The organism is Bacillus sp. TH22 (assembly GCF_016651015.1).
GTDB lineage: Bacteria > Bacillota > Bacilli > Bacillales > Bacillaceae_G > Bacillus_A > Bacillus_A mycoides.
This window is the reverse complement of sequence record NZ_JAEKER010000001.1, coordinates 2,038,078-2,059,754: the sequence shown is the minus strand read 5'-3', so window position 1 is coordinate 2,059,754 and position 21,677 is coordinate 2,038,078. Positions and strand designations below refer to the sequence as shown.

At 35.3% G+C, this 21,677-nt stretch carries 22 protein-coding genes; 14 read left to right on the top strand and 8 right to left on the bottom strand.

Going from position 1 to position 21,677, the window contains the following annotated elements; translation table 11 throughout:
• Positions 1 to 15 precede the first annotated feature (15 nt).
• Positions 16 to 2,706 (bottom strand): response regulator, encoded by a 2,691-nt coding sequence (locus JFU18_RS10430; protein WP_201034807.1) that lies wholly within the window; start codon positions 2,704 to 2,706, stop codon positions 16 to 18.
• A gap of 206 nt (positions 2,707 to 2,912) precedes the next feature.
• Positions 2,913 to 3,164 (bottom strand): hypothetical protein, encoded by a 252-nt coding sequence (locus tag JFU18_RS10425; protein WP_201034808.1) that lies wholly within the window; start codon positions 3,162 to 3,164, stop codon positions 2,913 to 2,915.
• A gap of 222 nt (positions 3,165 to 3,386) precedes the next feature.
• Here JFU18_RS10425 and JFU18_RS10420 point away from each other — a divergent pair, with 222 nt between their 5' ends.
• The 4 genes from JFU18_RS10420 (at position 3,387) to JFU18_RS10405 (ending at position 5,032) form a co-directional block, all read left to right on the top strand.
• On the top strand, positions 3,387 to 3,527 hold the full coding sequence (locus JFU18_RS10420) for a hypothetical protein (RefSeq protein WP_002011076.1): 141 nt from the start codon (positions 3,387 to 3,389) through the stop codon (positions 3,525 to 3,527).
• A 36-nt stretch (positions 3,528 to 3,563) separates the two neighbouring features.
• The gene (locus JFU18_RS10415; protein ID WP_201034809.1) at positions 3,564 to 4,094 is read left to right on the top strand and encodes a general stress protein; all 531 of its coding nucleotides are present in this window, start codon (positions 3,564 to 3,566) and stop codon (positions 4,092 to 4,094) included.
• 286 nt (positions 4,095 to 4,380) lie between these two features.
• Positions 4,381 to 4,584, top strand: a complete 204-nt coding sequence (locus tag JFU18_RS10410) for a DUF4028 family protein (protein WP_012260481.1) — start codon at positions 4,381 to 4,383, stop codon at positions 4,582 to 4,584.
• Between the two features lie 136 nt (positions 4,585 to 4,720).
• Positions 4,721 to 5,032, top strand: a complete 312-nt coding sequence (locus JFU18_RS10405; RefSeq protein ID WP_000637510.1) for a YbjQ family protein — start codon at positions 4,721 to 4,723, stop codon at positions 5,030 to 5,032.
• A 120-nt stretch (positions 5,033 to 5,152) separates the two neighbouring features.
• Here JFU18_RS10405 and JFU18_RS10400 read toward each other — a convergent pair whose 3' ends face one another.
• The 3 genes from JFU18_RS10400 to JFU18_RS10390 all read right to left on the bottom strand — a co-directional run bounded on the left by JFU18_RS10400 (position 5,153) and on the right by JFU18_RS10390 (position 8,244).
• Entirely contained in the window at positions 5,153 to 6,340 is a 1,188-nt protein-coding gene (locus JFU18_RS10400; RefSeq protein ID WP_201034975.1) for an MFS transporter, read from the bottom strand.
• 70 nt (positions 6,341 to 6,410) lie between these two features.
• Complete coding sequence (locus JFU18_RS10395; RefSeq protein ID WP_016093163.1) at positions 6,411 to 7,091, bottom strand: FadR/GntR family transcriptional regulator; 681 nt, start codon at positions 7,089 to 7,091, stop codon at positions 6,411 to 6,413.
• Positions 7,092 to 7,254: 163 nt separating this feature from the next.
• Positions 7,255 to 8,244 (bottom strand): zinc-dependent alcohol dehydrogenase family protein, encoded by a 990-nt coding sequence (locus tag JFU18_RS10390; RefSeq protein WP_201034810.1) that lies wholly within the window; start codon positions 8,242 to 8,244, stop codon positions 7,255 to 7,257.
• A 735-nt stretch (positions 8,245 to 8,979) separates the two neighbouring features.
• Between JFU18_RS10390 and JFU18_RS10385 the strand changes: the two genes are divergently transcribed.
• The 4 genes from JFU18_RS10385 (at position 8,980) to JFU18_RS10370 (ending at position 11,950) form a co-directional block, all read left to right on the top strand.
• Positions 8,980 to 10,197 carry a sensor histidine kinase gene (locus JFU18_RS10385; protein ID WP_085309552.1) on the top strand — a complete coding sequence of 406 codons (1,218 nt, stop codon included), beginning with the start codon at positions 8,980 to 8,982 and terminating at the stop codon, positions 10,195 to 10,197.
• The gene (locus JFU18_RS10380; protein ID WP_002087211.1) at positions 10,187 to 10,831 is read left to right on the top strand and encodes a response regulator; all 645 of its coding nucleotides are present in this window, start codon (positions 10,187 to 10,189) and stop codon (positions 10,829 to 10,831) included. The genes JFU18_RS10385 and JFU18_RS10380 overlap by 11 nt, the downstream gene beginning before the upstream one ends.
• A gap of 163 nt (positions 10,832 to 10,994) precedes the next feature.
• Positions 10,995 to 11,429 (top strand): hypothetical protein, encoded by a 435-nt coding sequence (locus tag JFU18_RS10375; RefSeq protein ID WP_085309553.1) that lies wholly within the window; start codon positions 10,995 to 10,997, stop codon positions 11,427 to 11,429.
• A gap of 122 nt (positions 11,430 to 11,551) precedes the next feature.
• Complete coding sequence (locus JFU18_RS10370; protein WP_201034811.1) at positions 11,552 to 11,950, top strand: hypothetical protein; 399 nt, start codon at positions 11,552 to 11,554, stop codon at positions 11,948 to 11,950.
• A gap of 66 nt (positions 11,951 to 12,016) precedes the next feature.
• On the opposite strand, the gene JFU18_RS10365 is transcribed toward JFU18_RS10370, so the two are convergent.
• Complete coding sequence (locus JFU18_RS10365; protein ID WP_000273535.1) at positions 12,017 to 12,157, bottom strand: YflJ family protein; 141 nt, start codon at positions 12,155 to 12,157, stop codon at positions 12,017 to 12,019.
• Positions 12,158 to 12,309: 152 nt separating this feature from the next.
• Here JFU18_RS10365 and JFU18_RS10360 point away from each other — a divergent pair, with 152 nt between their 5' ends.
• Positions 12,310 to 12,672 (top strand): hypothetical protein, encoded by a 363-nt coding sequence (locus tag JFU18_RS10360; protein ID WP_002064091.1) that lies wholly within the window; start codon positions 12,310 to 12,312, stop codon positions 12,670 to 12,672.
• 26 nt (positions 12,673 to 12,698) lie between these two features.
• Here JFU18_RS10360 and JFU18_RS10355 read toward each other — a convergent pair whose 3' ends face one another.
• Positions 12,699 to 12,884 carry a YhzD family protein gene (locus JFU18_RS10355; RefSeq protein WP_201034812.1) on the bottom strand — a complete coding sequence of 62 codons (186 nt, stop codon included), beginning with the start codon at positions 12,882 to 12,884 and terminating at the stop codon, positions 12,699 to 12,701.
• Between the two features lie 353 nt (positions 12,885 to 13,237).
• Between JFU18_RS10355 and JFU18_RS10350 the strand changes: the two genes are divergently transcribed.
• The 3 genes from JFU18_RS10350 to yhaM are packed head-to-tail and all read left to right on the top strand — an operon-like array spanning position 13,238 to position 18,386.
• A complete protein-coding gene (locus tag JFU18_RS10350) occupies positions 13,238 to 14,479 on the top strand; it encodes a metallophosphoesterase family protein (RefSeq protein WP_201032607.1) in 1,242 nt (413 codons plus the stop codon).
• Positions 14,476 to 17,400, top strand: coding sequence for an ATP-binding protein (locus JFU18_RS10345; protein WP_201032608.1), 2,925 nt, complete (start codon positions 14,476 to 14,478; stop codon positions 17,398 to 17,400). The genes JFU18_RS10350 and JFU18_RS10345 overlap by 4 nt, the downstream gene beginning before the upstream one ends.
• Positions 17,401 to 17,441: 41 nt before the next feature.
• Positions 17,442 to 18,386, top strand: a complete 945-nt coding sequence (gene yhaM, locus JFU18_RS10340; RefSeq protein WP_002011096.1) for a 3'-5' exoribonuclease YhaM — start codon at positions 17,442 to 17,444, stop codon at positions 18,384 to 18,386.
• A 354-nt stretch (positions 18,387 to 18,740) separates the two neighbouring features.
• On the opposite strand, the gene JFU18_RS10335 is transcribed toward yhaM, so the two are convergent.
• Positions 18,741 to 18,920: a DUF4177 domain-containing protein gene (locus JFU18_RS10335; protein ID WP_000272495.1), complete on the bottom strand. Its 180-nt coding sequence runs from the start codon at positions 18,918 to 18,920 to the stop codon at positions 18,741 to 18,743.
• A 663-nt stretch (positions 18,921 to 19,583) separates the two neighbouring features.
• Here JFU18_RS10335 and JFU18_RS10330 point away from each other — a divergent pair.
• Together JFU18_RS10330 and JFU18_RS10325 are read left to right on the top strand one after the other, a co-directional pair.
• Complete coding sequence (locus JFU18_RS10330) at positions 19,584 to 20,528, top strand: ring-cleaving dioxygenase (protein ID WP_201034813.1); 945 nt, start codon at positions 19,584 to 19,586, stop codon at positions 20,526 to 20,528.
• Between the two features lie 44 nt (positions 20,529 to 20,572).
• Positions 20,573 to 21,550, top strand: a complete 978-nt coding sequence (locus JFU18_RS10325; protein ID WP_002186504.1) for a ring-cleaving dioxygenase — start codon at positions 20,573 to 20,575, stop codon at positions 21,548 to 21,550.
• The last annotated feature ends 127 nt before the right edge of the window (positions 21,551 to 21,677 follow it).

Below are 21,677 nucleotides of genomic sequence, written 5' to 3'. Positions count from 1 at the left end.
TAAACTAAACCTCACTTATTTTATTAACCATACACTCATTACTGAATAGAGTTGATGTAAATTTAATGGTTTACTTATATAATCTGAAGCGCCAGCAGATAAACATTTTTCTTTATCATTTGGCATTGCTTTAGCAGTTAATGCGATAATAGGTATTTCATGTAACCCTAAATTCATTCGGATATGTTCCATCGTTTCATAACCGTCCATATTCGGCATCATAATATCCATTAAGATAAGGTCAATATTTGTATTGCTTTTTAGTATTTCTAAACACTCTATGCCGTTTTGTGCAGTAATAATGTTGGCATGTTGTTTTTCTAATGCGTTTTGTAATGCAAATATATTTCGATGATCATCATCGACAATTAAAATAGTTTTCTCTTGGAAGACGTTATTTGTTTCTGGCGTCACGATAGTTTCCTCAATAACTTCAGCAGGAATAACATCTTCTATCGTTGCTGCGACTTCTAAATTGGATAACTGTATATCATTTAACCCATTTGGAAGGTTAGGAATATATACTGTGAAAGTACTGCCTTCTCCTAAATTACTCTCTAACGTAATCCAACCGCCTAATAATCTAGCAAACTCTTTACAAATAGATAACCCTAAGCCTGTACCACCATATTTCCGAATCGTTGCACCATCTGCCTGTTGAAAGGCTTCGAAAATGAGTTGATGCTGTTCTGTAGCGATACCAATACCAGTATCTTTTACTGAAATTGTAATCCAATCATTACTTATAGACTGCATTTCATTACTCAAATTGGTTGTTTCTATCGGATCGAAATGTAAAGAGACGGATCCTTTTTCCGTGAATTTAAATGCATTGGATAATAAATTTTTAATAATTTGCTCAATCCGCTTTGCATCTGTATAAAATAAATCAGGAATAATATCACTGTCTTCAATAGTAAATTCGACATTTTTTTGTGCAGCTATATGTAAAAAGTTTTGATGCATATTTGCTGCCATGTCACTTATGTTCGTTGCTTCAAAAATGACGTCTAGTTTCCCAGCTTCTACTTTAGATAAATCTAGTATGTCATTAATTAAAGTAAGTAAATCTTTTCCTGATGAATGAATGACGGTTGCTAATTCAATTTCATCATCGGATAAATGATTATCATGATTTTCTCTTAACATTTCAGATAATAGTAAAATACTATTTAACGGTGTGCGTAATTCATGTGACATATTTGCTAGGAATTCTGATTTGTATTTTGAACTACGTAATATTTCGCTTGCTTTTTCTTCTAATTCTGATTTAGTAATTTCTAAATCAGTTGTCTTTTGTTCAGCCTCTTCAGTTCTAGACTCTAGTTGTTCATTCGTTGTTCGTAATTCTTCGGCTTGCATTTGTAGTTCTTCAGCTTGCGTTTGCAATTCTTCTGATTGAACTTGTAACTCCTCCGTCATTGCTTGTGATTCATGTAAAAGCGTTTGAATTCGCATACGTCCCATAATACTATGGATGGTTAGACCTAGGTTATCAACGGTTTGTTGAATTAAATCTTGATGTAAGTCTGAAATCTCAGTTACACTTACTAACTCCATTACTGCAATCACTTCATCTTCAAATAAGATAGGGATGACTAGTAGGTTTTGAGGGCGTATTTCTAATAAGCCACTAGTGACATAACGAAATTCTTCTGGTATTTCTCGAAGGATAAAGCTTTGTTTTTCTAAAGCACATTGCCCAATTAAACCTTCACCCATTTTAATGGATTGTTTTCCAATATCAGCACCTTGATCGGCGAAAGAAGCTTTCTTCACATAGTATACAGTTTCTTCAATTTCTTCACGTACATAGAATGCACCGCAAGAGGTTTGCGTTTTTTGTATAACTCCACTAAGAATTTTTTTACCTAACATCTCAATAGAAGGTACACCTTGATACATTAAAATTAATTCTGCAAGCTCGGTTTGTAACCACTCTCTTTTAGATATTTCGTCTAGTAGGTGGTTCGTTGTATGAGCAAGATCTTTTATTTCATCCCGCGTGTTTACATGAATTCTTTCAGTAATTTTTTCTTTAGAAGAAATGGATTTAATAGCTTGAATTACGTTTTTAATCGTTTTTGTAATGGAATTCGAAATATAGAGTGAAATGATAATAGAAATACAAGAAAGTAAGAACAATAAACTGTATAACCAAATCTCTAATTTATTATTTTCAGTATCTAATTGTGCAGCTCTTTTTTTCGTTAGTTGCTCCTCTACACCACGGAAGTTAGTTATCTGCGATTGTAATGACTGAATTTGAGCCGTGTCGATTGCTTGTATGTTATTACTATTGTGATTTGTAATTAATGGGTGAATCTCTTTATTAATCCAACTATTGATGTTTTCATTAATCTGTTTTAATTTTTCTTGCTGAGAGGGGTTATCCTCTAATAGAGCAAAAAGATCTTGATAATGTTTTTCGTAATCCTTTTCCGCAGTGTTAAGGGATTGCACGTAATTTGCATTATTAGAAGTAATAAATCCTTTCGCTTTATTTTCAATTGTTAGCAATTCTTTCTCCACTTGATTCGTTAAATTAAGAACTTTAAAATCGTGATCAATAATAAAATTACGAGATTTTTGTAAATTGGAAATCTCATTGTTTAGCATAATGAAAGAAATAAGTAAGAACAAAATCATAATTAAATAACCGACCATAATTTTGTAGCGAATACTAAATTTTGCTTTCGATTTCATTAAAAATTCCTACCTTCAAGATTATTAAAAGTTTTCTATTGTAAAGAATGAAAAACGTAATATATATTATATCAGTTTTCATAAGGCCAAACTAGAAATCCCCCTATTGTATTAGGGGGTCTCGTTTTGAATAGAGGAAATCATTTTGAAATATAAAAACATATATGAAAAGTAACAATCGAGGGAATTGGGGGATAATAAAACTTTTAAGAAGGAAAGAGTGTGCTTAAAGCTTTTTTTGCATCTATTCCTTCAAAGGTAAATAATACAAGCTCTCTCTTTTTTACAGTAAGGAAAAAGGATATTAATGTGCTTAAGCTTTTAATAGAAGTAAGTGTTCCGTGTTTACTTATAAATAAATTAGTTTGAAATGTTGTCATTAAAGCATAAAAATGATGAATCTGCTTTATTGTAGGTGTTTCATTATAAAGAATAGTAGTAGATTGGATTGCATTCATCGAAATATTCCTTTCTGTATAGTAAGCATAACAATATAAACATACCCGTTTTAAAAAATGTTAAACATATAAATAAGAAAAAATATAATTATAGTTTTTTAGGTTTAGAAAGGGTTACGAAGGGTATACATATACTACAAAGAGATTGACTGAAGATAAATTGTAAGATTTCTAGTCTATAAAAATATACTTTTACTTTAAATAAAAAGGAGTCGGGTATACATGAATGAAATGATGATTGATATTACATTTGATTTAATTTACTTGTTAAGTAGTTCGCTTGTAATGCTGTTACTATTCGCTTTTTTCGTAAATGGTTATGTTAATAAGAAGGTTAGTGTATACAGAAATGAAGAAAGATAAAGATACATTATATAAAACTTTAGGAGGTTAATAGTTATGGATGTAGATAGAAAAATAGTAGGTATTTTTAGAACAATTGATGATGCGGCATTCGTTATTAATGAATTAAAAGATAAAGGATACTCGGCGGGTAACATTTCAGCTATTGCGAAGGATCAAAAGGAAATTGAACATCTGGAAGAAAAATCGGGTGAAAAAGTAAATAGTGAAACGGCACATAAAGCGGATATCTTTTCAGCGACAGGGCTTGTGGCAGGAGGAGTAGCAGGCGGACTTGGTGGTTTATTAACAGGTCTTGGTATACTTGCCGTTTCTGGAATGGGTCCAATCGTAGCAGCGGGACCTATCGCAGCAGCTATTGGAGGAGCCGGTATTGGCGGAGGAGCTGGAAGTTTAATAGGAGCATTTATCGGATTAGGAATTCCCGAAGAACATGCTAAGAAATATGAAGAATACATTTACGATGGAAATATATTAATTTTAGTAGATGCAAAATTAGATGGTAAGTTAGAAATCTATAAAATATTTGATAAGCATAATGCCTATAACTCTGATTTCTTTAAATAATATTTACTTCACATATCAATTATGCAAAATGTAAACATAGTGAATATCGTTTTTTGATCTTACAACTTTGGCGCGGCCGAGGAGTCGTATGACTATAAGAGAGGAAGGGCTTATAGTAAAAGATCAAGTTCTATTCTGTTATCCCGCTATTTGTGGGCAGTAAGACCCCACCTCAAAATTCAGCGAAAGCAAAGAAGTTAAGTGGGGGTCGGGCTGCCCGTAAAAGCCCGATTGGTGAGGGCTGATTAAAGTTTCACTTTATTGAAAAGGGAAGAGGTGTCTTTTCGTGATTGTAAAAATAGTAAAGGATAGTAGTAATAGTTTCCTTTGTACGGTTCAAAATAAAAATGGAGAGAAGTATGTGAAGAAATGGTTTAGTAAACAGAAAAACAAGGAAGAAGTAGGGCGACCAACTTTTAAAGAAGTAGAAAAGGATTGGAAAGAAAATAGAGAATCGTTTATGTATCCGAATGTAAAGGCGCTTTATTAAAAATAATAGGCGTTTCATTCTTACAAAATTGTCACACTCTTGTAAGGTAATTCAATAGATTAGATACTTTTTCCATGTCATAATAAAGACATAAGAAAGCTTATTCAAACTACAACTTATTAGGAGAGTGTCAGTCATGATTGTAACAACAACGTCTGGAATTCAAGGTAAAGAAATTATTGAGTATATCGATATTGTAAATGGTGAAGCTATTATGGGTGCAAATATTGTCCGCGACTTATTCGCTTCCGTTCGTGATGTTGTCGGTGGTCGTGCTGGTTCTTACGAAAGCAAGCTAAAAGAAGCTCGTGATATCGCAATGGATGAAATGAAAGAACTTGCAAAACAAAAAGGTGCGAACGCTATCGTTGGTATTGACGTAGATTATGAAGTTGTTCGTGATGGAATGTTAATGGTTGCTGTAAGTGGTACAGCTGTACGTATATAAGTAAGTAAAAATACAGGCTCACCCCTTGAAGCTTATGCTTTGAGGGGATTTTTTTGTTTTCAAGTAGTAGAAGTAAAAAGAATGAGCTTGATCCTTTAGGAAAAAGCCCATTCTTTTTATTTAAGCTATAAGATCTTTCGCTTCTACTTTCTTTTTGTTCATGACTAAAGTTAATAGGAATAAAATTAAGCTTAAAAGTGTCATTATAATAAAAACTTGCGTATAACCATCAAAATAGTCACGAGTGATTCCAGCTAGGACAGGAATGAATCCGCCCATAATGTATCCTCCGGACTGCATCATAGCGGTCCATGCACTCGCATCTTCTGAAGTTTTTGTTTCATATAGCGGTAGCATGAGAGCGAGTGGGAATACGCCGCCGAGCCCGATACCTAGTAAAATAGAAGGGATCCATGGTGTAGTTAGTGGGTAAATCATAAGCGATAAACCTACGAGTACAAAGCATATACTCCCTAATAACCAAAGTGCTCGGTTTTTATAAATATCCGCTAATGTTGGAATTAAAAAGCTGCATATCATTTGAACAACTGTAAAAACAGTTATGAGAGTACCAGCTTGTTCGCTACTGACACCCATATTTTGATTTGCGGGCGCAAGCCAAGTTGTAATGGAGTAAAAGATTCCTGATTGTAGTCCGAAAAAGATTGTGAACAACCATGCTTTTTTATTTCTTAAAGGTAAACTATTATTCTTTTTATCTTGTGTGCTCGTATTCTTTTTTCGTTTCATAACCGGATACCAAAATATAATAGCGATTATAGTAAGTACACCCCAAAAAGCGAGTGCCATATTCCAATCGTCTTTTAATACATGTTGTAAAGGAATCGTTAATCCTGCACTTAAAGAAGCGCCAGTTCCCATGCCTACTGAATATATTCCAATCATTAAGCCGATTTTCGTAGGGAATTTTTCTTTAATAAAACCTGATAGTAACGGACCTGCAAGTGCAATTCCAATGCCGATAAATAAAGAGCTCGCGAATAATGTGGAAATGGAAGAGGTAAAAGCCCTCATACATGTAGCAAAGCCAATTAAAATAAGACAAGCCATAATTGATTTTTCTGCCCCATATTTTTTAATTACCTTCCCAGTCAGTAAGGCGAATGTCCCCATACAAAAAACAGGAATAGCTGTAAAAAAACTAACGGAAAAATTGCTTATATTTAAGTCTTGTCGGATGGTTTCTAATAAAGGTGAAATAGATGTAATTCCGATACGTAAATTAATGGAAACAAAAAATAGTGCTAGTATATACAAATAAGTTCGTCCTTGATGTTTCAATTTGATTTTCTCCTCTCATAAACATCAGATGTTATTGAGTATATCATCTGATGTTTAAGTGTAATATATAAGGAGCTTATTTCAGCTCCAAATTTTGAACGGCGTATGTTCGTGCCTCTTCGGCATTTTGTTTTAAAATAGCTTGGAATAATTTTTCATGAATTTCAGAGTTATCTTCATAGTTCACTGTATTTAATATTAATTGGCTTAAAATGTGGCGAAGGGCAGGTACGAAAGATTGATACAAATCAAGTAGAACTTCGTTTTTGCTCGCCTTTGCAATTGCTAGATGAAACTGAATGTCTGCATCTATGTATGCTACATAATTTCCTTCTTGAAGGGCATGTTTTCTTTTATTCAAATGTCCTTTTAAGTATAAAAGATCCTCTTCACTTCGGCGCTGTGCCGCTAACATAGCTACTTCTTTATCTAACATATTTCTTGCTTCATACACATGATTAATATTAGCTGCTTGCAGTCGTTTTTCAAATGAATCTTGCGTTGTATTTAGTGAGACAATACGAGTACCTTGTCCTTGTCGAACTTCTAATATGCCGGCATGTACTAATATCTTTATGCTTTCTCGCAGCGTTGAACGTCCTACTCCTAACTCTTCCATTAATTGCGGCTCTGTAGGGAGGCGATCGCCAACTTCATACTCGCCAGAAAAGATTTTTTCTTGTAGACGTTCCAACACTTCATCGACTAATTTCCGCCGAGAAACTTTTGAAAAAGATTTCTTTTCGTTTATATTCATCTGCTCATCTCCTGTTATATTCGCTTTTATGATAACCAATTTAAGTTCTGTTGACAATGTTATTTTTTAGGTAGTTGAAGCGGGATACTAAAATAGGGTTTATAAGACATAAAAAAATCTATTTTGAAAAAATCAATCAAAATAGATCTTTCAATAGCATTTACTAACTCGTCAAAAATACTTTCCCCTTCGTTTTCTCAGCAGACTGCACAATATCAACCGCACTTTTCACATCTGCTAAGTCATATGTAGAATGGACTGTCATGAAACGTAATTGCTCATTTTCCACTAAGCGAATTAAGTGACGAAACGTTTCTTGCCATTTATATGGTGACACTTCTTTATTCCAATGTCGTAAATGAAATATGTTCGCGTGCACTTTTGCTTTCGTGACAATCTCTGCCCAGTTCACTTGTATGCCTGATAGAAGACCGATCGTTAAAAAGTGCCCGTTTGGACGTAAGGAGAACGCTAATTCATTTCCATCCGGTCCTCCGATAGAATCAATCGCTGCATCTGCACCAAGCCCGTTTGTTAACTCCATAACTGTTTCATAAAGCGGGGCAGTGGAAGTATCTATTACATATTCGGCACCGAGGCGCAGTAATTCTTCTGTATGCTTATTATTTCTCGTAACTGCAATTAATCGGAAGTTTAAAATTTGTGATAACTGAGCAAAAAGATGACCAATAGCGGATCCACAAGCATTTACTAATAAAATATCATTCTGTTTTAAGTTTAGCGTTTCTGTGCATGTGACCCACGCCGTAAGGGGATTAATATACATTTGTGCCGCTGTAAAATCATCGATGGAATCAGGAATAGGGACTACAAAGTCAGCTGATGTTGTAACGAACTCTTGCCAAGTACCATCTCCGCGTAAAGGTAATACGCGTTTACCGATAAGGTCTCTAGTAACGCCCGCGCCTACATCTTCTACAATACCAACACCTTCATAACCAGGGATGTTAGGTAAAGGGATTCTATGTGCATACGCTCCGGTTACGGGAATTAAGTCAGATGGATTAATCGGTCTAACTAACATACGAACCAAAACTTCATTATCTTTTAATGGTTCTATATTTTTATATTCAACTTGTAATACATCTTTTGGGTTACCAAACTCATGAAATTGAATGTATTTTCCGTGCAAGATAGTTGTTCCCCTTTAGTTTGATTGGGTTAATTATAGCATTTTTGGTTTGGTTGGTTATTTCATTAGCACTAAATAAAGAGGAACAGACAGTCTTCGTTTATACATTTGATAAAATCGTAGAAAACGGTATTGCTGTGTTTAAAAAATTTAATGAAAAATAGGCTCGACCCTTGGATTTTATGCTTTGAGGGGATTTTTATTGTGCAAATTTCAAAAAGATACATGAATTATGTAGCATTGTATGGATTGTAAAATCGATTTCCTGAATACATAGTAATATAATAAAAAGACGCCCTTGTGAGCGCCTTTTTCCGACTTGAGATAGATGTATCATTATTGTTCTGTTAGGATACATAGCTCTCGTTTAAAGTTTACTCACACAAATGATCTGTGTATCAATTTGTTTTGATATACAGATCATTTGCATGATAATTCTTATAGATAATTGCTGAATGATAACCTTACATGAATGCTTTTAAAAGTTCTTGAACCAATGGAATTACTCCACCTACGAATTTTAAAACTGCCATTGCGATTTCCATATGATTGCCTCCTTTTTTTAATAGTAAGATGTAATGAATCTTTATACCCTCATTATAGTAAGCGTTTACAAATACATCAATGCATTTCTATATGCAATATTTCATATTTGTATTCGGTAATGAGGAATCAGTAACCTATCAAAATATAAGTCGCATCTTGTATAGTATAATGTAATGGTGGAGGTCGGATATGAAAAAAATAAATTCAAATATAGATTTGGATACAAATGTATTGGAAGCGGTATTTATTCCAAGAAGGTTTATTGTTTTATGGATTACCCTCGTATATATAGCTTCAATGCTTTTAGAATTTCGTAATAATATTTTCTCTATGGATAGTTTCTTCTTTACAATAGTCATTGTTATTCATACTATTTTTCATTGGTATGCGAGTTCATTAAAGAATAGGCAATTATTGTACTTCTTTTTTGTACAACTCTTCATTGTGTTTCTCGCTGCATTTATTGTACCAAATGGTTCAATAGCTATTTTTGTTGGATTAACCCCTATTTTAATTGCCCAAAGTCTATATGTTTATAACAATATATTTAAAGTAATGGCAGTTTTTACTCTTATGTATGCAATATTTTGTGCTGCAATTAGTATCAATTATGGTGTGAATAAATTAGCTATTCTTATTTCTATGTTTCTTTTAGTGTTAGCAATTATTATTCCTTTTTCTTATATTAATAAGCAGCAATTTGATGCGCGTAATCGTATACAGAGCTATATTCAAGAGTTAGAGTCTGCATATATGAGAGTGGAAGAATTGACATTAGCTAATGAAAGGCAGCGTATGGCAAGAGATTTACATGATACGTTAGCGCAAGGTTTAGCGAGCTTAATTATGCAATTGGAAGCGATAGATGCCCATATGCAAAAAGGGAATACAGCACGATCTCAAGAGATTATGAAACAAACTATGATAAGAGCGAGACAAACTCTACATGATGCAAGGTTGGTTATTGATGATTTGCGTCATACTACTAATTCATTTAATGGAGCAGTAAAAGAAGAGGTTCAACGTTTTTCTGAAGCTACGTCTATACATGTGAGACTTACTATTCAAAGTCCACCGTATATTTCAAGCGTAGTAAAAGAGCACTGTTTATATGTAATTAGTGAATGTTTAACGAATATCGCAAAACATTCACAGGCAGCAGATGTAAATTTAAATGTTGAATATATCGATGATCTTGAAAAACTTACTATTGAAGTTGAAGATAATGGAATTGGTTTTGACACTAGATATATCGGTAAGAATCCTGGACATTATGGTTTAATTGGTCTAAATGAGCGTGTTCGATTGATTAAGGGAGAAATACATATATTGAGTGAAAAGATGAAAGGTACGAAAGTGTATATTCAAGTGCCTATAAATAAAGAAGGAGATAGCCATGAAGCATAACGTATTAATTGTAGATGATCATTTCGTTGTAAGAGAAGGTCTGAAATTAATAATAGAAACGAGTGATTCATTTCAAATTATAGGTGAGGCTGCAAACGGAGAAGAAGCCCTTTCTTTCATAGAAAAGAAGAAACCTGATGTCATTTTAATGGATTTGAATATGCCTAAAATGAGTGGTTTAGAAACAATTGAGGCTTTGAATGAAAAACAAAACCATACGCCGATTATTATATTAACTACTTATAACGAAGATGAATTAATGTTAAAGGGAATTGAGTTAGGGGCAAAAGGATATTTGCTAAAAGATACGGATCGTGAGAATTTGTTTCGAACATTGGAAGCGGCTATTCGAGGTGAGATTTTACTACAACCAAATATTATGGAAAAGATAGTGAAGTATAAAAGGAAAGAAGTACATGCTGATAAGGTTGCAGAAAATAACTTAACGGTTAAAGAATTGTTTGTGCTGAAAGCTATTGCGCGCGGATATAAGAATAAAGAAATTGCATTTGATATGGGAATAGCTGAGCGAACGGTAAAAGCATATTTAACAAATATATACAATAAATTAGGTGTTAATTCACGGTCAGAAGCAGTAGCTGTATCTATTGAAAGGAAGTTAATTCATTTTTAAAACATTATATATGCCCAATCGTACATTATAGGCTTGCCCTTTTGTACGATTTTTTTATTTCTTTCTCATGTTATGCTTCAGAAAGTATGAGAGATTTAAGAACAATCTAATTGCATTACAATTATAGACGTTTCTAATGTAGGAAAGGAAGAAGAATAATTAAATGGAAACTTTGCTTTTAATTCCTGTATTAATTTTCTTTATTTGGCTGCAAAGCAAACAAAGAAAATTAAACTGGATAGATATTATAACTTTTCTCATGATGATAGGGATTATTACTTATACGGCGCCGCAACCAATGACTAGGGATTTACAAGCAGAGTTACTGGCAGTTACGCTTATTTCTTTCGCTATTGGTGTTTGGCAAGGTGGGGGAATTACAGTCTGTTATGAGGATGAAATTTTATATATTACAAATGGAAAACAGTATTTCATTTCATGGATTCTCTTAATAATTGGTAACATAATTATTATTAATATATTTGAAGGTGGATTTACATTTAATGGACCGTGGTTTCTTTTGTGTAGTGTTGTCATTACATCTGGGGTGAAAACCAGTATTCTATGTGTTTTGTACAAATTAACAGTGCGAAATTGAATGGAAAATCAAAGCTGTTTTCTTTTATCCCAACATAAAACGTATTGCTGCAAGTTCATTAAAAGACCTTAGTTGATAAAAAATGAGATGGAAGTATTGGAAGAATGGGGGAGTTAACGTAGATGTTTCTACCTATTACTACATTTGATAGGTTTAGTTGGCTGGGGAATGTTGCTTTCTCTTCAGAAAAGACTAGTAGGAATCGAGCGCTATCGAGGGCTGAAGAAAGAGATGTTAATTTGTGTAATAAGAACTGTATAGGTTCAGTTAATAATATGCATCAAAAAATAACGATAGATTCTGTGGAATATGGTGATAATTGTGTATTGGGCCGTGCAGAACCTCATTCAACAATTGTCATAACAAGTAGTGATATGTATGTTGGAAGCGGACGGGTTAATAAGTGTGGAGAATTTAAAATATATACAAATGATTATCTGGAAGAGTATTTGGTACTAGAGATTCAGTTGATAATGGGCGGTTTCTATCAAGGAAGTATAACGGTAAAGTTAAAAAGTTAAGGTATGATGATTTCCTTTTTATTTAGTAAATAAAAAGGAAGCAACCGTAGTCGCTTCCTACATCTATTAAGCCGAAGCTTTCTTCATTCTCTCAAGTAAACTAGATAAAATATGTGTACGATAAGATTCTAGTTTTTTACCTTCGTAAGTACGAATCCCTAATTTTTTAAGTTCTTTTACATACCAACCTTTGCTTCCGAAATACATGTGATCGCTCCCCTTCAACTTTGTTTATTTGTCCTGATTGTACTTGGAGGTACGGGTAATATAATGAAGGAAATGAATTTCGCGCGAAAATGGTTAACTTTGTTGCAAAAGACATATATACTAAGGGTAGTATATAACGAGGTGGGCAAGACGTGATTATAGAGAAGCACGAAATTCAAATTGACCAAATTACGAGCGGTAAAGTGAATATCTTTACTTTCTATAGAAATAGAAAGCAAGTTGATGATCATTTTTTACGATTGCAAGAACCATCGCTTACAGCAAACTACTTCTTCCATTTTCATTTTGATGCAGAGAGCTTGCATCTTCTGCAGGAAGAGTTTCCGGGCGTATATCCGTACGACCGTAGTGACACGATTCACGACTGGACGGAAAAGATGAAAGCGGAATTGCAACATCAGATCCAAACAGGTAAATGGAATAAACGCGTACGTATCGGTAATCGCATTCTAGATGTGGTGTTTACGTGGTGTGACGAAGATATAGTAGAGTGAAAAAGAAGCGGATGACGCTTCTTTTTTTAGCGCTGGAATAAAACGAGCTTACCTGCAGAAGATGTGCAGCGATGTGTTTTTTCGTACAATCCTTTTTCTTGTAAAATAGATTCACCTTTTGCTTTCGCTTCTTTTTCAGTTGCTGCCTCGAATGATTCGTCTAATGCTTTTGAACCATCTTTTTCAAAGACTGTTAGAACGTATAATCCCATGAAAATTCCCTCCAATAATTAAAATCAGAATCTTATAACTATTTTGTCATAAATCACTAGAATATGCAAAGAAATATATGACATTGCGTGTTACAATAAAGTGAAACTTTAACTAGTGGGGAGTCTTTTCATCCCCACTAGTTATTAGCCTTCACCAATCGGGTATTTATGGGCAGTTTACTTTCAGATTGGCTTCTTTGCCTACTGCCCGTTAATACGGGGTAAGGTGAAACTTTAATCAGTGGGGGATTTTTTATTTCCTGCTTATTACTAGTTTTCGCCAATTGAGCATTTATTGTTTGTGTTCATGCGGATAAGATGAAACTTTTGAACTATAGAAAGGATCGTTATTTGTGAAACAAGTGAAGTTTATACATGCGGCTGATTTGCATTTGGATAGTCCGTTTAAAGGGATGGAGATGAATGTTGCGCAGTCTGTTTGGGAGAGAATGAAGCAGAGTACGTTTGAATCGTTCGAGCGTATTGTTGATAAAGCGATTCAAGAGCGCGTTGATTTCGTATTACTAGCCGGGGATTTGTATGATGCGGAGACGAGAAGTTTGAGGGCGCAAGTGTTTGTGCGTGAGCAAATGAAGAGACTGTCGCAGTACGATATCCCTGTTTTTATTATTCACGGTAACCACGATCATTTAGGGGGAAGCTGGGCGGCAATTGAGTTTCCGGAAAATGTTCACGTGTTTACGGAGCCTTATGTAGAAGAAAAATCATTTTATAAAAATGGTGAGCTTGTAGCTTCTATTTATGGGTTTAGTTATTTGCAGCAAGCGGTAACGGATAATATGACAGCGCAGTATACGAAAATGAGTGATGCGCCTTTTCATATTGGAATGCTTCACGGAAGTGTGGAAGGGGATGCAGAGCATAATCGCTATGCACCGTTTCAAATTCGTGAGCTGAAAGAAAAGCAGTTTGATTATTGGGCTCTTGGCCATATACATAAACGTGAAATTTTATCGGAGGAGCCATGCATTATTTATCCAGGTAATATACAAGGACGTCATCGTAAGGAGACCGGCGAGAAAGGTGCATATCTTATTGAACTCACGAAACAAGGATCGCAATGTTCGTTTTTCCATACGGCGGATGTTGTATGGGATGAGATAGAAGTGAGTATCGATGGACTTGAAACTGTTGATGATCTTATGACGAGCGCATCAAGTGCGATGAATGAATGCAGAAGAGAAGAGGAAGGTACGCTTTTAACTGTCATATTTACAGGACAGGGACCACTTTCTCCATATTTGCGTGAAGACAAGCGCGTGGAAGAGATTTTTCATATTTTAGCAGCTGGCGAAGAGCGAAAAGACTTTGTGTATGCGATGAAGTGGAAAAATGAGACGGTTTCTTTTGCGGAAATTGAACGTTTGAAAGAAGAAAATCATTTCGTCGGTAGTGTGCTGAAAGAGTTAGAAGCTTTCACAAATATGGACGGAGTATTGCGCACCATTTGGACATCTCCTGTAGCACGTAATAGTATTGAAGCTTTTACGGAAGAAGAGAAGAAAGAGATTCAAAAGGAAGCGGAAAATATTATTTTAGAGCAATTATTCCAGCAAGAGAGGGATAAAAAATGAGAATTGAAAAACTCCATATTTATGGCTATGGAAAACTAGAAAATGTGGAAATGGATCTGTCATTGCTGACGGTACTGTACGGTGAAAATGAAGCGGGGAAATCGACAATTCGCTCGTTTATGAAAAGTATTTTATTCGGTTTTCCGACGAGAGGACAGCGCCGTTATGAGCCGAAAGAAGGCGGGAAGTACGGCGGAGCGATGACTGTTCAAATAGAGAAGTACGGCCGTTTGAAAATTGAACGATTGCCAAAGACGGCAGTAGGCGCGGTGACCGTTTATTTTGAAGGCGGGAAAACTGGCGGCGAAGATATTTTAAACGATATATTAAGCGGTGTGAATGAAAGCTTATTTGATTCTGTTTTTTCATTTGATATGCATGGTCTTCAAAATATTCATCAGCTCGGCGAAGCGGATATCGGCAATTATTTATTTTCGGCCAGCGCAGTCGGAAGTGATGCGTTATTGCAGTTAGATAAAAAGTTAGAAAAAGAAATGAATCAGCGTTTTAAGCCGAGTGGTCGTAATCCTGAAATTAACGTGTCACTGCAAGAGATGAAGAAAATTGAGGAAAAGATGAAAGAGTGGCAAGGGAAAATTGGCACGTATGAAAAACAGGTCGAGCAGTTAAAAGAAAGTGAAGAGAAACTTACTTTTGTTCGTGCGGAAAAAGAGTCAGCCGAAAGACGAAAGCAAGACTATGAAATATTAGCAGCGCTTGAGCCTCTCGTTATTGAAAAGAGTGCGCACGAGAAAGTGTTAGAAAACGAGAACGGGCAGTTTCCTGTAAACGGGATGGCGCGCTATGAAGCGGTAAAGGCAAAGATGGAGCCGCTGCAAGTACAAGTAGATTCACTTCAAAAAAAGATAGAAACAGTGCAATCAAAAATTGATTCCACAGAAATAGATGAAGCATTTTTACAAAAAGAAAGTTATGTAGAAGAACTACGCATGCAGCATATGTCTTATGAAAATGCACGTCAAGAAATGCGTGATATGACGGGAAGTATTGCGAATATAAAAGAAGAAATCGCAGAACTACAGCAACAAATCGGCGCGACTTTTGAACAAGAGACTGTTCTTTCGTTTGATATAAGTTTAGCGACGAAAGAATTAATTACACAAACTGTGCAAAAGGCGAGAGAGTTAGAAACGCAAAAAGCACAACTAGATGAACGTTTTAAAACGGCTCAAGAGCAATTAGAAGAGCAAGAAGAAAATATAAGACAGATCAAGAAACAAATGTTAGCTGATGAAGAACGAAATACGTTAGTTGAGAAAGAAAAATCATTTCAAGATGCTGCATTTTTAGGTATGGGCGCAGAAAGAATGAAGCGCAAGTATGAGGAAAAAGCAGGGGCGGCTATGCAAAAGAAAAAACAGTGGCAAAGAATTTGTCTTCTGTTACTTCTTATTAACACGCTTGTTTTATTCACGAGTCTATTTATAGATAACCGCGTGCTGTTATTTATTAGTGTGATTGTTTTTGTAGGGATTGTTTTAGCACTCGTTTTATATAAAGATCCTTCGGGTGGATTACAAGAAGAGCTTCTTACTCTTCAGCAAAGTGCTGGCGGGCGTCAAAGTGAAGAGGCGATGTCCGTTCGTTATCAGTTAGAAAAGGATGAAGAGATTCGAAAGTTATTTGAGCGAGAGTCTTATAAATTACAACAAATGGAACGTGCTTATGATAAAGTCGTTTCATCTTATGAAGAATGGGAGAGAGAAACTTTCCAAATAGGAGAACAAGTAGATGCGTATAAAACGCGCTATATGTTCCCTGAATTTTTTACATATGCGCACATGTTGCCAGCGTTTGAGCGTATTGAAAAAATGCAGCAATTATATCGTGAGCTAGATAAACAAGGCGAGCGGAAATCTTCATTATATGAAATGATTTCGCACTTTGAGCATAAACTAGAAACTGTTATCGGTAGTAAAGAGTATAGTAATTTGCATGAGGCGCAAAGTCGTATGCAAAATGAAAAAGAGAAGCGCCAAACTTGTAAGCAGCTGAAAGAGAAGCTGGCGGAATGGCAAGAAGAATATGAGTTCATGCAAGAGCAATTAAAACAACTACTAGTAGAGCGAGATGGGTTATGGCATATCGCAGAATCTACAGATGAAGAGATGTTTTTAGAAGCAGGAAAATTGGAAGAGAAACGTGAAGACGCGGATAAGCAAGTGGGGCGTTTATTACCTCAAATTGATTTGTTAGAACAGCGCTTAACGAGTTTGTCATTAGCTGAGCATTATGAGGCTGACGGTTATGATGAAAAATTAAAGCAAGAAATCACAGCCGCGCAAAACTGTCTGGCGCAAGAGAAAGAACTGACAGAGCGTATTGCGAAGCATCGAATAGAAATTGCGAATTTAGAAGAAGGCAGTACGTATGGTGATTTACTACATGAGTGGGAAATGAAAAAAGCGCAAGTGCGTGAACAAGTGAAGAAGTGGGCTGCTTATGCGGCCGCAAAGACAGTATTAACGAAAACGAAGCAATATTATCATGAAGTGCATCTTCCGCGTATTTTACAAAAATCCGAAGAGTATTTCGTTTATTTAACGGGCGGGAGATATAGTAAAATATTCTCACCGTCAGAAGCGGAACCTTTCATTGTCGAACGTAACGATGGTATGCGTTTTTACAGTCATGAACTAAGCCAAGCGACAGCGGAGCAGTTATATTTATCATTGCGATTCGCGCTAGCGAAAACGTTTGAGCATGACTATCCATTTATTATTGATGATAGCTTCGTACATTTTGACGCGGTAAGGACGAATCGAACGATTGAACTTATAAAAGAAATTGCGAAAGATAGACAAGTTATCTTCTTTACATGCCATGCGCATTTATTAACGTATTTTACAGAAAATGAGATTATAAAATTAACACGTAAGCGTAAAGAAAATGAGTTGTAGTATGCTATACTAAAAGTAACTGATTTGGTGGAGGAATTCGAATGAAAAAGAAAATTGTAGAATATGAAGTTGGTGAACAAGTCGATGTTTTCTTGTTAATTAAAACAGCGACAAAAGGTCTCGCAAGCAATGGCAAGCCATTTTTAACAGTAATCTTACAAGATCCAAGTGGAGATATTGAAGCAAAGCTATGGGACGTATCGCCAGAAGTTGAGAAACAATATGTAGCGGAAACAATCGTTAAAGTAGCTGGAGATATTCTAAACTATAAAGGACGTATTCAATTACGTGTGAAACAAATTCGTGTTGCGAATGAGAATGAAGTAACGGACATCTCGGACTTTGTAGAAAAAGCTCCAATAAAAAAAGAAGATATGGTTGAGAAAATTACGCAATACATATTTGAAATGAGAAACCCGAACATACAGCGTCTAACAAGACATTTGTTAAATAAGCATCAAAATGAATTTTTAGAATATCCAGCAGCGACAAAGAACCATCACGAGTTCGTATCTGGACTAGCTTATCATGTTGTATCAATGTTAGATTTAGCGAAAGCTATATCAGCTCTATACCCATCGTTAGATAAAGACTTACTATATGCGGGCGTTATTTTACACGACCTTGGTAAAGTATTCGAACTATCTGGCCCAATTTCTACAACGTATACGTTAGAAGGAAATTTACTAGGCCATATTTCTATCATGGTGAACGAAATTGGTAAAGCAGCAGACGAACTACAAATCGATGCAGAAGAAGTATTAATCCTTCAGCACATCGTCCTTTCCCATCACGGAAAAGCAGAATGGGGTAGCCCAAAACCACCATTAGTGAAAGAAGCAGAAATTCTGCACTACATTGATAACTTAGATGCAAAAATGAACATGATGGACCGCGCATTAGGACGTACAAAACCAGGCGAATACACAGAACGTGTCTTTGCGCTTGATAATCGTTCGTTCTATAAGCCAACTTTCCATAATTAAGATTGTGAATAGAATGGCCTCATTAAGTGTTAAGAGCTTAGTGAGGCTGTTTTTGTATTGAAAATGAAATAAAATAGTTAAGAAGTACGCATGGGTGTAACGAAGAACTAATAAAACATATCTTGCCACTAGAATGGGAGCATATCAACTTTTTAGTTGAGTAACGCCAGCATTTCAGAAAAAATACAATAAGCTGTCCATATGGGCAGCTTATTTACATAATTCTCGTTATTGGAAGTTGATTAATATTAGCTTATTTGTCTTATAAGTTAAATTGAGAACAATTAGATTCCCAAATATTTCAGTTCTTTTTGTATGTTATTCAAAGCAAATCCCTCTTGTTTTCGAAAGGGGTTATTTGATTCGTTCGAAGATAATCTCAAAATATTGCGCGTATCCTGCGATTGATGGTGCAAAGATTTGAACAAATTTCCAACCGTCTTCAGCATGTTCGGCAATAATACGCTTATAATCTTCTTTAGGTTCCCCTTTCCAGTTATTAACTTCGACTTTCACGAATTTGTAATCGTACATATCCTTTCCCCCTTTTCCTAATTGTACCATTTCGGAGAATCGATTTGTTATGATTTTTGGATGTATATGGTATTCGCATTCAGTTAATATAACGTAACATTATCGGTAGCAAGGACAAGGAGGAACCCTGCTCACACAAGGGAACCTCCTTTTTACGTTCTATGGATCTATACATTTTTTTATACATTCCTATCCTGAAGGGGATTTTAAGATTTCTGTTTGTTACTGAATTAGCTGAAAAACTGTATAAAACCTTGCATACTCTTAGCGTGTTTTTTTAATGCTGGCGATATCCTACATCCATCAACTTATGAATTTTATAATGTCTCCAAACCAAGAATTTCTTGTGTTTTTAGTCCAAAATTTTATGCAATAAAAAATATCTCGAATTTGAGATAAATAACTTGCTTTTTAATCACTTGAGTTGTAAAGTGATAGTAACGAAAGTGATTGAGTCATATGAAAAACATACACTCACTTGCTTTCGATTTACAAAAAAAGTAATTTATAAATGGATTCAGTGCAGCTTATTCAATAAAAAAATACGACTAAGCTATAAAAACATAATGAGCATAAATTGAAAAGTTAATAACCATATTATTTGTTGGAAATATTATTTTTTAGGTATCACTTGACTAGTAAAATGAAACGGAGGAATTATCAATGTATGAAATTAAAGGGCATCATCACATTTCAATGGTTACAAAAAACGGAAGTGAGAATAACCATTTTTATAAAAACGTGCTAAGTTTACGTCGTGTGAAAATGACGGTAAACCAAGATGATCCGTCCATGTATCATTTATTTTACGGAGATAAAACAGGAAGTCCAGGTACAGAATTATCATTTTTTGAAATGCCTTTAGTAGGAAAAACGTACCGTGGTACAAATGCAATTACTCGAATTGGATTACTCGTTCCTTCAGAGGAAAGCTTACATTACTGGAAAGAACGATTTGAGAAATTTGATGTGAAACATAGTGAAATGACAACATATGCAAATCGTCCTGCTTTGCAATTTGAGGATGCTGAAGGTCTTCGTCTCGTGCTACTCGTTTCAAATGGAGAAAAAGTGGAGCACTGGGAAACGTGGGAGAAATCCGAAGTTTCGACTGAACATCAAATTCAAGGAATGGGTTCAGTGGAAATGACAGTGCGTAGGCTTGATAAACTGGCGAGTACACTTACAGACATATTTGGTTATACAGAGATTAGCCGAAATGAAGAAGAAGCGATTTTCCAGTCTATTAAAGGGGAAGCCTTTGGAGAAATCGTTGTGAAATATTTAGATGGTCCTACTGAAAAGCCGGGCCGTGGTAGCATTCACCATTTAGCAATTCGTGTAAAAAACGATGTAGAGCTAGCTTATTGGGAAGAACAGGTGATACAAAAAGGTTTCCATTCTTCAGGCATTATCGACCGTTTCTACTTTAAAAGCTTATACTTCCGCGAATCAAACGGAATCTTATTTGAAATTGCGACAGATGGACCAGGATTTACAGTTGATGGAGATGTAGAGCATTTAGGAGAAAAACTTGATTTACCGCCGTTTTTAGAAGAAAAGCGAGCAGAAATTGAAGCGAAATTAGCACCTATTGAAGAGAAATAATAGAAGAGAAAATATACAATTTAAAACCATTGGAGGAATATAAAATGAACCAATTAAAAGGAATACACCACGTTACAGCGATTACAAGTAGTGCAGAAAAGAACTATGAGTTTTTCACTCACGTTTTAGGAATGCGTTTAGTTAAAAAAACAGTAAACCAAGATGATATTCAAACGTACCATTTATTCTTTGCAGATGATAAAGGTAGTGCAGGAACAGATATGACATTCTTTGATTTCCCAGGTGTTCCGAAAGGAGTCCATGGTACAAATGAAATTTCAAAAACATCATTCCGAGTGCCAACTGATGCGGCATTAGCATATTGGGTGAAACGTTTTGACCGTCTTGAAGTGGAACATACAGGAATTAAAGAGCAATTTGGTAAGAAAACTCTTTCGTTTGTTGACTTTGATGATCAACACTATCAATTAATCTCAGATGAATTAGATAACGGGATAGAATCAGGTACACCGTGGCAAAACGGTCCAGTTCCATTAGAATATGCAATTACTGGCTTAGGACCTGTATTTATTCGTATCGCGAACTTTAGTTATTTCAAAGAGGTGCTAGAAAAAGTTCTATTATTTAAAGAGATTGATCAAGAAGGAGAGTTCTACTTATTTGAAGTGGGTGAAGGTGGAAACGGTGCCTCTGTCATTGTAGAACATAATACGGTTCTTCCTGAAGCACAACAAGGTTTTGGTACAGTGCATCATGCAGCATTCCGCGTAGAGGATCGCGCTGTATTAGAAGAGTGGATTGAGCGACTAAGTCGAGTTGGACTCCCTTCATCTGGTTATGTAAATCGTCACTTCTTTGAGTCATTATACGCAAGAGTTGCGCCACAAATTTTATTTGAATTTGCGACAGATGGCCCTGGTTTTATGGGAGATGAGCCATACGAAACACTTGGGGAAAAATTATCTTTACCTCCATTCTTAGAGCCAAAGCGTGAAGAAATCGAAAAATTAGTTCGTCCGATTGATACTGTGAGAAGTACTAAGGAATTTATTAAAGAGTAAAAATAGAAATAATAAGTAGAAGAGTAAGTAGTTTTAGCGAATCGCCGGAATTGCTTGCTTTTTTATTTGGTCTATAAAATTTTCTGAAAAATGTTTCTCAAGTCTTATAAATAGGAATATTTGGTAT